Origin of the sequence: uncultured Aquimarina sp. (assembly GCF_947492115.1) — a bacterium.
In the GTDB taxonomy this organism is placed as follows: domain Bacteria; phylum Bacteroidota; class Bacteroidia; order Flavobacteriales; family Flavobacteriaceae; genus Aquimarina.
Window position 1 is genome coordinate 197,491 of record NZ_CANLMM010000002.1, and the last position, 12,917, is coordinate 210,407.

Below are 12,917 nucleotides of genomic sequence, written 5' to 3' on the forward strand. Positions count from 1 at the left end.
TCGAGACTCTTTCTTCGGTTGACAGATATAAAAAAAGGCTGTCTTTTCAGACAGCCTCCTTTGGCTAAATTATAACTTCGTTATAGATTATTACTCTGCTATAACAAACTTTCTTGTTATTAAAAGTTCTTCCTTATCAGAAGTAAAACGAACAAAATATGTTCCTGAAGCTAAATTACTTATATCAATTTGGCTCTTCTTTCCTTGATCAGAAATTTCTCTAACCAATTGGCCATACATTGAGAAGATTTGAACACTATTGATAGTTCTATTTCCAACAGTAACGTTTAATACATTTGTAGCCGGATTAGGGTAAATCGTAAATACATCATCGTTATTAGAACGAAGATCATCTAATGGATACGTATCTAATCTTACCCCTGCTCCTTCTACACAGAAATCAGTTGCTTCAGAGCTTCCAAACTCTCCACCGCTTACGATGACACCAGAATCACTTGATAATGTATAAGAACCATTACCAAATCCACAGCAGATTCCATCTCCAAAAGAATCAGAAATTGTAAACGTATATGTTCCATTTCCTAAATCTGAAATTGTTTCTGTAACTGTTGATCCATCTGGATTAGCAGTAGAATAGCTTTCAGAAGCTACAACACTTCCTTCAGAGTCAGTAAGGGTCCAAGAGGTTTCCTGAGGGTAATCGTCAAAAGTAATACTAAGTGTTACATCTCCAGAAGCACAATCCGATCCACCAGGTCCACCATCAGCGGTTACCTGTACATCATCAATAGCAGCATCTGCTCTCCAAGTACCACCAGTTACTCTGTTAAATCTTAACTGAACTCCTGTACCTACATATGCAGCTAAATCGATGCTAGCAGACTGCCAAGAATTACCTTGGTTTCCACTTCTACTCCAAATACTTGTCCAAGTTACTCCTTCATCATTACTTGCCTCAACATCTAATGAACCAAAGTTGTTTGCTCCAAACATGTGATATTGGAACGAGAAAGAAGCAGAAGAAGCTCCTGAAAGATCGATACATGGAGAAGTAATGATTGCTTGTTTATTAGGGAATCCTACTCCATTTCCTGAAGCTTCCACATAAATGTAATTTGAACCATCTGCAGCACTAGAAGGCCCTGTTCTATTAGATGGTGTTCCATCTGCATCTACTGTCCAATCTAGGTCATCATCAGAGCTCTGAGTCCAATCTCCTAAACCAGTTTCAAAACTTTCTGCGTAAGGAGGCACTAAACCTGCTAAACAACCTGAAGCTGCAGGTGTAGTAACCGAAAGTGGATCACTAGCTACCGACTCGTTTCCTGCTGCATCTTTTGCAACAACTGTAAATTCATATGTTGTTTCTGGTGCTAAACCAGTAACTATTACTGTAGTATCAGAAACCGTAGCTACGATCTCACCATCTTGCAACACATCATATGCTGCAACACCTACATTATCTGTAGAAGCATCCCAACTAAGTGTAGTTTGTCCAGCTGTAGTACTAGATGCTGTAAGATTCGTAGGAGCTGTTGGCGCTTCTGTATCTGGAGCTTCTGTAGTTACTGATAACGCCGCACTAGCAGGAGACTCATTACCAGCTGCATCTTTTGCTACCACGGTAAAATCATAAGATGTAGAAGGAGCCAATCCTGTTATATCCGCAGAAGTTGTAGCTACAGTAGTTACTAATGTTCCGTCTTGGAATACGTCATATGCGGTTACTCCGATATTGTCTGTAGAAGCATCCCAACTAATTGTCGTAGAAACATCTGTAGTATTAGAAGCCACTAAGTTCGTAGGAGCTGTTGGTGCTTCCGTATCTGGAGTGTCTGGCTGTAAATTAAATGCTACTACATGGTTTTTTCTAAAACCTCCATCAAAATACTCAGCCGTATGCCAGAATGTTAAATCATCTGTAGGATCGATAGTCATGTGACCATAATCTCCATATCTGAAAGAAGGATCAACCTGAGTACCTTCTACTGCAGATTGTTCTGCTAATGTCATAGTTCCTATTGGATCACTAGCTAATCTTCCTGTATAACGAATAGAAGGGAAAACAGAAGTGCTTACTACTGTATAAGCTAATCCAATATTTCCTTGACCATCCATAGCCATACTTCCACAAAAAGCACTCAAACCATCCGGTTGCACATACGTACCTTCTTGAAAAATAGTCCATGGTTGACCATCAGCAGTTTGTCTAAATTCATACCAGCGAATACCTGCAAGATCATCGTTACCATCTAAATCAACTGCGAAATTAAAAATCATTGAGTTATGACTAGGGAAACGTCTATATGTAGTCATATATAACATAGTCGCTTGCAATGCATCGATATCATTACCGCTAGGCTGTGGTAAATTAGAGAAAGATCCTCCATCAAATACACTATCAAAAGGAGCCGTTAAAACTTCTTGTGGTTGAGAAATAGTTGAATTAGCAACGTTTGTCCAATCCACATCCGTTGTCCATACTTTTACGTGATCCTGAGAAACTCCAGTCCATCCATCATCCTGTAAATAGATGATAGAATGTCCTACTCCAACAGGAGGTAATGTAGGTCCTGTTGCACTAGATCCTCCTGGACTATAGAAACCACTTGTAGTGATTCCAGGAAGCGGAAATCCAACAAATTGAGCGTTAGGATCTCCTACTAACATTAGATCTCTTTCTACTGCATAAACTACTTCGCTACTACCCGCAGATCCAGAATCTTTATTAGCAGTTATATAGTATCCATCACTCCATATAGATATTTTTTCATAATCAGGAAATGAACCTGTATTAAATCTGTAAGTAAACCACCCGTCGTTAACAGGATCTGGTCCTTGTCCAACTGCAATTAGAATACCATTCGGAGTGTTACTAAACTGCATAATAACAAAACGCTCTGCATAATTATCATATAATACGATTGGATCTCCTAAGCTTTCTCCAGGAAAAATGGTAGCCAGAGAAGCTTCAGCTAATAGAACATTTCCAGCTCTATCACGAATTCCAAAACCAGAGTTAAATGCATACACATAATGGTTAGGACCAATAGCTCCAGTTGGATCCGTTGGTGTACTAAAGCCTTCGTGCGATTGGAAGTTCGCTACTTCTGTAGAGATAGCTGTTCTTACAGACTTCTGCTGAAACTGCATAAGTGGATCGTTTTGTCCTGCAGCAGGAAGTCCTTTTCCAGGAACATAGGTATTTCTACCTCTTCTTTTTTCCTGACCATGTTTTATCATTCCTTTAGCTGAAATGATATTATCCATCTTTGATAGGGCAGGCACGGTTCTGACATACTCGGCCTTTCCAAATAAGCTGGCTTTTTGAGGTTTTTGTTGAGCAATAAGCCCAAGACTACAAAGCATAAAAAATGCAAAATAATAGAATTGTGTTTTCATATCTAAAATTTGGTTAACAATTACTTCACTGAACCATATTTTAGCATAAGTAGTAGGTCTTTGGATTGCGAATAGGGGGCATGCGCATAATCAAAGCTTAAATTTTATACTCAAAAATTTAACTTTTAGAGTGATTTAAATATAGATTATTTAACCTAGGAATAAAAAAAAACAGTGTCATAAAATACTTACAATCAGGTATTTACTTTAAAACCGTAATCAAATTAAGGGATTTATATTTTAATGATAATTTAACAATAGTGTTAAATTTGTGTATTATTTAACATTGAAGAAACAATAATATTTTCTATAGTAAGTTGGTAGAGTATTTTTGATCCCTTATAAAATCTATATAAGCTCAAACCCCAATCAATATGGAAACAAAAAAAAGAGCTATGATTACACATAACTCTTTTCCCGCAAAAAATGGCTAACACTTAAAATTTAAATTGGTCTAAAAATTCACCTCTGCTTTTCTTACAATATGAAAACTGAATAGAGAACCTTACCGATTATGGTAAATCCTAAAGGTCGAAACGCAATCCCAAAGACACATTTCGCTGATCAACTGCTGCATTTTCGAAAATTGGAGATAGATCATACTTAGCATATAAAGACATATCTCCGAAACCGAAATAGCCGCTTAAACCATAAATTAAGTCATTGGTATTATAATCTCTTTTGATTTTATCCTTTACGCGCTCACCGTTTTCTTTATATTTTAATTTTTGACGTGTACTTATATTTGCACCGGCATATCCACCTAAGCCAATTCTAAATTTCTTCCTTGTAGAAAACCTTAATCTTTCGTCAGTTTCTATTCTTCTAGAAGGACCAAATTCAAAATGTACAGGAACTACGATGTTATCCATTCTAAATTTAGATTTATCCAATTCCACTCTAAATTCTTCTAACTCCGTCTGATCTCCATTCTCAACGAAATATCTATTATCTGTAGGTTTCAGACCATTAGATTGATAAGAAATTCCATATTTGATTCTCATAAAATTTGAATTCTTAAAAACTCTTGTTTTCCAAGCTAAACCAATTTCAAAAAATCTACTTCCAGCAATTTTATAATCCGAATCATCAAGCGATTGATCTTCCACAATTGCATTGTTTAATCCAAAAGCAACCACTAAATCCGAATAGGTACGTTTATCATATTTCTTCTTGGCCTTCTTCGTATTTTTCACATTTATTCCGAACAAAATATCACCATCATCATGATCTCTAGCACCAAAACCTATAGAGAGTTTTGTTTTATCAGAAAGGTATGACGCATTATTACGCTCTAATAATGCTATCTGATTATCAACGATTGCCAATCTATTTTCAATATTTAAGGCATGTTTCTTAGCTAAGCTTTCTTTTAAATCTTGAGCTTCATCAGTTGTTATTTCGCCTTTTACCAATCTTTCATTAATCTCTTCCACTCCTTTTTTAAGCTGTTCCTTTTCAGAAAGCACTATGCCTTCTTTTTCTTTTTTTAATTCCTCTATTTTATCAGCATTTTCTGATTCTTGTGCCGTTAAAAATTGGGCATTAAGTGTCATTGTCGTAATCACGACGAACATAATTAGTGTTCTCATAAATAATTGATTTGACTTACTTTTTCCCCTCTCGAAGATGAGAGGGAATAAGTAAGAATTGATTGATGAATGTTTATATTAATTATCTCTTTCTGCTACAGTTGTTTTAAGTTTTTCAAAACCAGTTTTTAGCGCTTCAAAAACCCGATCTTTAAATGACTCGTCCAATTCTGCTTCTACGTCTAGAAGCAGTGCGGAAGCATTTACTGTATTAGATTGCAAAATTTGTTGTGTAGTTATTTCGTGCTGAGCTTTTAGAAGTAAAGCTTCTATCTCTTTATCCGTAACCACTTTATTATTTTGTTCGAGTTGCTCTACCTGTGCTACTATGTCCGAAATTTTATTGTCAATAACTCCTTTATTTAGCTCCAAAGGCTCTTCTATTGCTTTAATTGGATCTGTAATAACTTCTGATTTTGCTGCAATAGCTATTTTTGTATCTTCTACTGAGTTTTCTTCTATCTCTTGTATGGACCCGATGGTGGCAACAGTAGATCGAAGGGATTTTTTATTCTGTAATTTTTCTTCTTTATTCTTCTTTATAATAGGAGTATTGATTTCTTTCTCAATTGCTTCTTTCACTTCTTTATTAGCAATTATTTCCTCTTCTTTTAATGCATCAATATTAAGTACATCTATATCTTCTGATTGTTTACTATCATTTTTTTCATTTGTAACCTCGACCAATTGATTATTAGAAGGTTTTAAATTATTAGAAGAATTCGTAAAAAACGTGGTGATCATTAAAACTCCTACTATACTAGCTGCTAGACCGATCCACCAATATTTCTTCACTTTTTTTTGCCCATTTTTTTCGTCAAGCTCTTGATCTAATCTTTCCCAAATCGCATCTGATGGTTGTATCGTGCGCTGTTCTAGCTTGTCCTTTATATTATCTTCAAATTTTAACGGCGCCATTACTAATCATGTTTTGTTGGTTTAACTTTTGCTGTAACACTTTTCTTGCCTTAAAGAGTTGAGATTTAGATGTACTGATGCTAATATCCAGCATTTCAGCAATCTCATTGTGCTTATATCCTTCTACAGCATATAGTATAAACACCATTTTATACCCTTCTGGCAGACTATCAATTAGCTCTTGGATTTGCCCTACTCCTAGTTCTATATGTATATTATTCCAGGACTCTTCCTTATACATTGAAATATCCTCGGTAAAAACTAATTGCTTTTGCTTTCGTAAAAATGAAATAGACTCATTAATCATAATTCTTCGAATCCATCCTTCAAAACTTCCCTGAAAACTAAACTTCTTTAAATTCATGAATACTTTTAGAAATCCAGACAGCATAACTTCTTCTGCATGATGAATATCTTTTATATAATATCTGCACACGCTCAACATTTTCGATGCATGCTTTTCATATATCTGATGCTGGGCATCACGATGCCCTTTTGCAGCTTTCTTAATGAGTTGTGTTTCGCTTTTATAAAACTGAATAACTTTCAAAGTAAAATCAATTATTTAAGATCTTCTATATATATAGACGCAACAAAAATTAAAAAGGTTGTCTGAGATAATAAAAAAAATACATATTTTTTATTTCGACCCTTCAATATCATTTATAACCCACTGTAGTTCTTTATCATCTGTCGTTACATTACTTTCTATAGGAACATCTGGTTTAATCCCATAACCATCTGGTTCAATAGTATACGGTGCATTAATTTTTAATAGCCCTACACGCATATTTATCTTAGAATTAGGTAATTCTATTGGAGCATAGACTCCTGCCACAGTACCATTATATGCACCACCTGTTTCTTCTCCTACAAAAGTTGCTCGTTTTGTTGCTTTTAAATGTGTAGAAAAAATACTGCTAGCGGAAAAACTTTCGCCATCGATTAAAACATAAATCTTACCCTTATAATTATTCGGCTTAGGATCTCTTAATTTACTGTATTTAAATTTAAAGTACGAATCTCCTTTTTCCTTTTTTACCTTAAACAAGTGATACACTGCCAATATAGGAGATAACAATGTAGCGGCTGTTTTGGTCGTTATTGATTTCGTATGGAAGTATGGATATAAAAAACTTAACCTTCCGGTCATTTTTGATTTTTCTATAAACACATATTCTTTATCTGTCACATAGGAATATAGATCATCAATTTCCGTTAATCTCCCTCCCAAATTACCTCTTAAATCTATTACTAAGTTTGTAGATTTTGCAGAATCAATTTTAGCAAAACTCTCTTTATAAAACTCTTTATACCCGCCATTAGTAAAGCTCTTTATTTTCATATAGGCAATGGGCGTTTCGCTATTTGACTTTAAGAAACTAAAATTTCTGTTATAATCATCTGTTCGTTTATTATATCCGTACTTATTATTCTTCTTGTATAGGTTTTTCCGAGCTTCTTTTGCTTTTTTTCTTTCTAATTTACTTAGTCTTTTCTTTACCTGCTTTATAGTATCATTTTTAGTAGATAAGTCTTTCGCTTTATCATAACTCGCATATATATACTTTTGATAAAGACTGTCTTTAAACTTTAAATGCAATAAAACACTATCTTTTCGCTTATGTGTATTCATATAAAAGAAACCGAAACGATTACCTATAAATTTTGGAATGAAAGTTTGGTTATATCCATCGCTAGCATGAAATGTTTTAAAAGAAGCTAAAAGGTCTTCTACTTTTTCATCTTCGAACGCAATAACTTCAGATCCTTTTATGATTGTAGTATCTCCTTTAAAAACCTTTTTCACATAAAGCCTATCTTCCGAACTCTCAAAGGACAATGAGTTAAAAGGAGAATCCCTTTTTCCTTTCTCTTTGATGGACTCTTTGGTCTGCTTTGTTGAAGGTGCTTGTATAGATAAATGCCCTTGTTTAATACTTGTAATAACAGGAGCAAATACTGTATAAAACTCTTTTGTAGTTAAGGGTTTTGTTAACTCATCCTTTAGTTTATGTACTTTACCATCTAATTCTTCCTGAGAAATATACCAGTATACATCTGGATGCAACTTTTTCAGTTTTTTATAAGCATACTCTACATCTTCTTTTAATTCTTCTGGACTATGTTTCTTACTTATTTGTTTATTATACTTCTCTACAGATCCACAACTTGATATCACTATTATAATAGCAATGTATAAAAATAGTTTTCTATTCATAAAACACGAATTGTTTAAAATTAAATGAGTTTGACATTCTTTGAGAGAGACGATACTATAGCCTAAAAGTATCTCATCCAAGAAAATATTTTACAATTATCCTTGATCATCAAAACTAATACCAACTTTTATTTTTGATTAAAAAAATTGGAGCGAGCACTATCATACTCTAAGAAAGATAAAGAGAATTTTAATTATTTTTTTCTATCGATTACGTAGCTAACCATTAATTCTAGAGAAGACCTATACTCCGATTCTGGATACTCTGACAAGATCGTTAAAGCTTCTTCTTTAAATTGATGCATGATTTTGGTAGCATACTCTAATCCTCCACTAACCTTTACAAAATCAATAACTTCTTTTACTCGCTTCTTATTCTTATTGTGATTCTTAACGGAGTTGATAAGCCATTTCTTCTTCTCTTTTGTACAATGGTTTAATGTATAGATCAACGGCAATGTCATTTTTTGCTCTTTGATATCTATTCCTGTAGGCTTCCCAATAGCCGTATCGCCATAATCAAATAGATCATCCTTTATCTGAAAAGCCATTCCAATCAGTTCACCGAATTTTCTCATTTTTTCCACTGATTCAGATTCTGGTTCTACAGAACACGCCCCTACACTACAGCAAGCAGCAATTAATGTAGCTGTCTTTTGCCTAATAATCTCGTAATAGATATCTTCGGTAATATCAAGATTTCTAGCTTTTTCAATTTGCAAAAGTTCTCCTTCTACGATTTCTCGTACCGCAACAGAAATGATTTTCAACAAATCAAAATCATTATTATCAATACAGACCAACATTCCCTTTGATAACAGATAATCTCCTATAAGAACTGCGATTTTATTCTTCCAAAGTGCATTAATCGAGAAAAAACCTCTTCTACGATTAGAATCATCTACCACATCATCATGAACAAGACTTGCTGTATGTATAAGTTCTATAACTGAAGCTCCCCTGTAAGTACGTTCTTTGATTTCGCCTCCGGAAACCATTTTAGCAACAAGAAAAACAAACATTGGTCTCATTTGTTTTCCTTTTCTATTTACGATATAATGGGTAATTCTATTGAGTAAAGCAACATTAGAATACATGGATTGAGAAAACTTTTGTTCAAAAAGTTCCATCTCATCACTAATAGGCAGTTTTATTTGCTCAACGACTTTCAATCCGAGGTAGATTATTTTGTGTGTTAACTAGTTGCGAAGATAGTATAATCCGTATTGAGCATCAAAACACTTCATCAATAATTTATATGAAACGTTTATTTAAGATTTATTAGCCAACTGTCCGCAAGCTGCATCGATATCTTTCCCTCTACTTCTTCTTACATTTACGACAAACCCTTTCGATTCTAGAGCCTTTATATAATTATCGGTAGCGGCATTCGAAGCTTGTTGAAACTCTCCGTCATCTATAGGATTATATTCGATTAAATTTACTTTACAGGGAACATATGAACAAAATTGCACTAATGCATCTATATCTTTCTTAGCATCATTAATTCCCTTCCATACCACATATTCGTAGGTTATTCTACTTTTGGTTTTGCTATACCAATATTCCAAGGCTTCTCTTAGATCTTTAAGAGGAAAGTTTTCGTTAAATGGCATAATGGAGCTTCTTACACTATCAATTGCAGAATGTAGTGACACCGCTAATTTAAATTTCACTTCATCATCCGCCATTTTTTTAATCATTTTGGGGACTCCCGAAGTTGAAAGAGTAATTCGCTTTGGGGACATTCCAAGACCTTCTGAAGATGTAATTTTATCTATAGCTTTAAGAACATTATTGTAATTCATTAAAGGCTCTCCCATTCCCATAAATACAATGTTAGAAAGCGGTCGATTATGATATAGTCTACTTTCATTATCAATTGCTACCACTTGGTCATAAATCTCATCTGGATTTAGGTTTCGCATTCTTTTTAATCTTGCAGTAGCGCAAAAACGGCAATCTAAACTACATCCTACTTGTGATGAAACACAAGCCGTAGTCCTTGTAGGAGTTGGTATTAAAACAGATTCAACTACTAATCCATCGTGTAGTCTTACCGCATTCTTAATAGTACCATCGGTACTTCGCTGCATTTGATCTACTCGTATATGATTAATTACAAAGTGATCTTCTAAAATCTGTCTAGTTGATTTAGAAATATTGGTCATCTCCTCGAAACTGTGAGCTCCTTTATTCCATAACCATTCATATACCTGATTCCCTCTAAACGCTTTATCTCCATTCTCCACAAAAAACTGACGCAATTGTTCTTTGGTAAGCGCTCTTATATCTTTTTTTTTCGGTTTCATTTCGTTACAAAAATATGTAAAAGATAGGTGTATACCGAAAGCGATATAAACAATTTAAAAAGTATGGTTGATATGTAGTGATTTAGAATTTTACTGTTCGAAAATCCTCTCGATTATCTTTACGGGATGTTTTAACACGTTTCCATTGATGTACTCCGCCACCACCACGATATTTAACATTAAGTACATCTAAATCATCTTCATCTATCCAGATTTGACAATCTGATACTTTACCAGTTTTGATATCGGTAAAGAATCCATTGGTATACTTAAGATCATTTTTAAGTCTCAAATTTTTCAGAATTACTAATCCTTCCACGGGTTGGTTTTTATCATCTCCCTGACATTCATAGCACACTGCATCTCTTTCTGATTGACGTAACATTCGCTGAATAGATCCGAAAACTTTATTTTCAATCATATAAAGTTGCACAATATTAATTGCTACCCCAGTTTTTTTATCATAAGCTTTCCACTCGCCCAGAATTGGGTTTGCATCAAAAGAACCCAGTAAATCCTCTTTTAGTTGAGAATCAATTGGATTTTCTCCCAACCAAATTTTAAACAGCGCCTTTTTAAACTCTAAACAATCTCTTACAGCTCCTAATCGCTCCTTATTTTTGTAAAGAGTTAACTTTTTGTCTTTAGTATAGACAATTTTAAAGATCTCGTACTTATTTATTTCTTTTGGAAGTAGCTTGATAAAATCTCTAATCTGATCTTCCATCAAATAACTATTACCATCTGTAGCTCTTTCTAAGCCATTTCTAATAATTTCTTTTAACTCATCATTAGAAATATCAGCTATAGTTTTTATGGTAAGCGCCATAGTTTCATCCTTATTAGCTACCATTAGTCCATCATCAACACCATCCACTTCAAAATCTAAATATAATCCAATGGTATATAATTTTTCTCTTTCTCCAGCACCATTAAGCATTAACTCATGATTTTCGAATACATCGATATCATTATAATGAAGGTTACCAACTTTAGTTTGAGAAAACGAGAATAGGGTTACGAAAAGAAATACAATGTGTAATATTCTGCTCATAGGTTAACGTTTTTTGATTTAGGGTGCTTGCAAGAAACGATTAATTTTTAAAAAAGAAGAATCTACCATTAGCTCCTTTTACACTTTTCGACAAACAACCGAATTATTCGATATTCAACCACTTTTGTATTACGGTTTAACCGTAATTTTTGTCAAAAGCGCCGCAAAATAGTTATTTTTTATGAAATAAACATTATAACCCATTAATTTTAAGATTTATACAACATCTACTTGAATACATACTTTAATTTAGAATTAGGAAAAAAGTATATTATTTTGGATATATTATAAAAAAACCTCTGCCTTATCAATGTAAAGCAGAGGTTTTTTCTTACTTATTTAATAGCTTGTGCTTAGAGAATCAACATGGCATCTCCGTACGAATAAAACTTATATTCTTCTTTCACTGCTTGCTCATAAGCCTCTTTAATAAAATCATGACCTGCAAAAGCAGAAACCATCATTAACAAAGTAGACTTTGGTGTATGAAAATTAGTTATCATACTATTTGCTATACTAAAGTCATATGGAGGAAAAATAAACTTATTCGTCCAACCTCTAAATTCATTTAAAGTTTTATCCGAAGAAACAGAACTCTCTAAAGCTCTCATTACTGTAGTTCCAACAGCACAAATTCTTTGCTTATTAGCTATTCCTTGATTAATAGTTTCTGTAGCCTTTGCTGTAATATAAGCTTCTTCACTATCCATTTTATGCTTAGATAAATCTTCTACCTCTACAGGATTAAAAGTTCCTAAACCTACATGCAAGGTAATTTCTGCAAAATCTACTCCTTTTATTTCCAAACGCTTCATTAGGTGTTTAGAAAAGTGTAATCCAGCAGTAGGAGCTGCAACAGCACCTTCATTTTTAGCATAAATTGTTTGATATCTTTCTTCGTCTTCTGGCTCTGCCTCTCTTTTGATATATTTTGGCAGAGGAGTTTCTCCTAAGTCTGTAAGTTTTTGTCTAAACTCGTCATAGGATCCATCATACAAAAATCTTAGCGTACGTCCTCTAGATGTGGTATTATCAATAACTTCGGCAACTAGACTTTCATCATCTCCAAAATATAATTTATTCCCTATTCTAATTTTTCGTGCTGGATCAACAAGTACGTCCCACAAGCGAGTTTCCGAATTTAATTCTCTTAATAAAAACACTTCAATTCTCGCACCAGTCTTTTCTTTATTTCCATATAATCTAGCTGGAAATACTTTTGTATTATTTAAAACCATAACATCATTAGGTTCAAAATAATCAATTAGATCTTTAAACTGTTTATGCTCTATGGTTTGATCTTTTCTATTAAGAACCATTAAACGTGCTTCATCCCTATTTTCTGAAGGGTATTCTGCTAATAATTCTTTTGGAAGGTCAAAGTTGAAATGTGATAACTTCATTAGTGTTTCTTTTTTAGGAGCAGCAAATATACAATCTGGATATAGGGGTTGTCA

The 12,917-nt window shown here is 33.8% G+C and carries 9 protein-coding genes; all 9 read right to left on the minus strand.

Annotated elements, in window-relative coordinates; all coding sequences use genetic code 11:
- Positions 1 to 90: 90 nt before the first annotated feature.
- The gene (locus tag Q1A73_RS06290) at positions 91 to 3,363 is read right to left on the minus strand and encodes a T9SS type A sorting domain-containing protein (RefSeq protein ID WP_299603039.1); all 3,273 of its coding nucleotides are present in this window, start codon (positions 3,361 to 3,363) and stop codon (positions 91 to 93) included.
- 524 nt (positions 3,364 to 3,887) lie between these two features.
- On the minus strand, positions 3,888 to 4,955 hold the full coding sequence (locus Q1A73_RS06295; protein ID WP_299603043.1) for a hypothetical protein: 1,068 nt from the start codon (positions 4,953 to 4,955) through the stop codon (positions 3,888 to 3,890).
- Positions 4,956 to 5,033: 78 nt separating this feature from the next.
- Positions 5,034 to 5,873, minus strand: coding sequence for a hypothetical protein (locus Q1A73_RS06300; protein ID WP_299603046.1), 840 nt, complete (start codon positions 5,871 to 5,873; stop codon positions 5,034 to 5,036).
- On the minus strand, positions 5,854 to 6,423 hold the full coding sequence (locus tag Q1A73_RS06305) for an RNA polymerase sigma factor (RefSeq protein WP_299603049.1): 570 nt from the start codon (positions 6,421 to 6,423) through the stop codon (positions 5,854 to 5,856). Before Q1A73_RS06305 ends, Q1A73_RS06300 begins: the two co-directional genes overlap by 20 nt.
- 90 nt (positions 6,424 to 6,513) lie before the next feature.
- Positions 6,514 to 8,094 carry a S41 family peptidase gene (locus Q1A73_RS06310; protein WP_299603052.1) on the minus strand — a complete coding sequence of 527 codons (1,581 nt, stop codon included), beginning with the start codon at positions 8,092 to 8,094 and terminating at the stop codon, positions 6,514 to 6,516.
- Positions 8,095 to 8,288: 194 nt separating this feature from the next.
- Complete coding sequence (locus tag Q1A73_RS06315; RefSeq protein WP_299603055.1) at positions 8,289 to 9,266, minus strand: polyprenyl synthetase family protein; 978 nt, start codon at positions 9,264 to 9,266, stop codon at positions 8,289 to 8,291.
- Between the two features lie 99 nt (positions 9,267 to 9,365).
- Entirely contained in the window at positions 9,366 to 10,406 is a 1,041-nt protein-coding gene (gene rlmN, locus Q1A73_RS06320) for a 23S rRNA (adenine(2503)-C(2))-methyltransferase RlmN (RefSeq protein ID WP_299603058.1), read from the minus strand.
- Positions 10,407 to 10,488: 82 nt separating this feature from the next.
- Positions 10,489 to 11,460, minus strand: coding sequence for a chalcone isomerase family protein (locus tag Q1A73_RS06325; RefSeq protein ID WP_299603061.1), 972 nt, complete (start codon positions 11,458 to 11,460; stop codon positions 10,489 to 10,491).
- 353 nt (positions 11,461 to 11,813) lie between these two features.
- A complete protein-coding gene (queA, locus tag Q1A73_RS06330) occupies positions 11,814 to 12,863 on the minus strand; it encodes a tRNA preQ1(34) S-adenosylmethionine ribosyltransferase-isomerase QueA (protein WP_299603064.1) in 1,050 nt (349 codons plus the stop codon).
- Positions 12,864 to 12,917 lie beyond the last annotated feature (54 nt).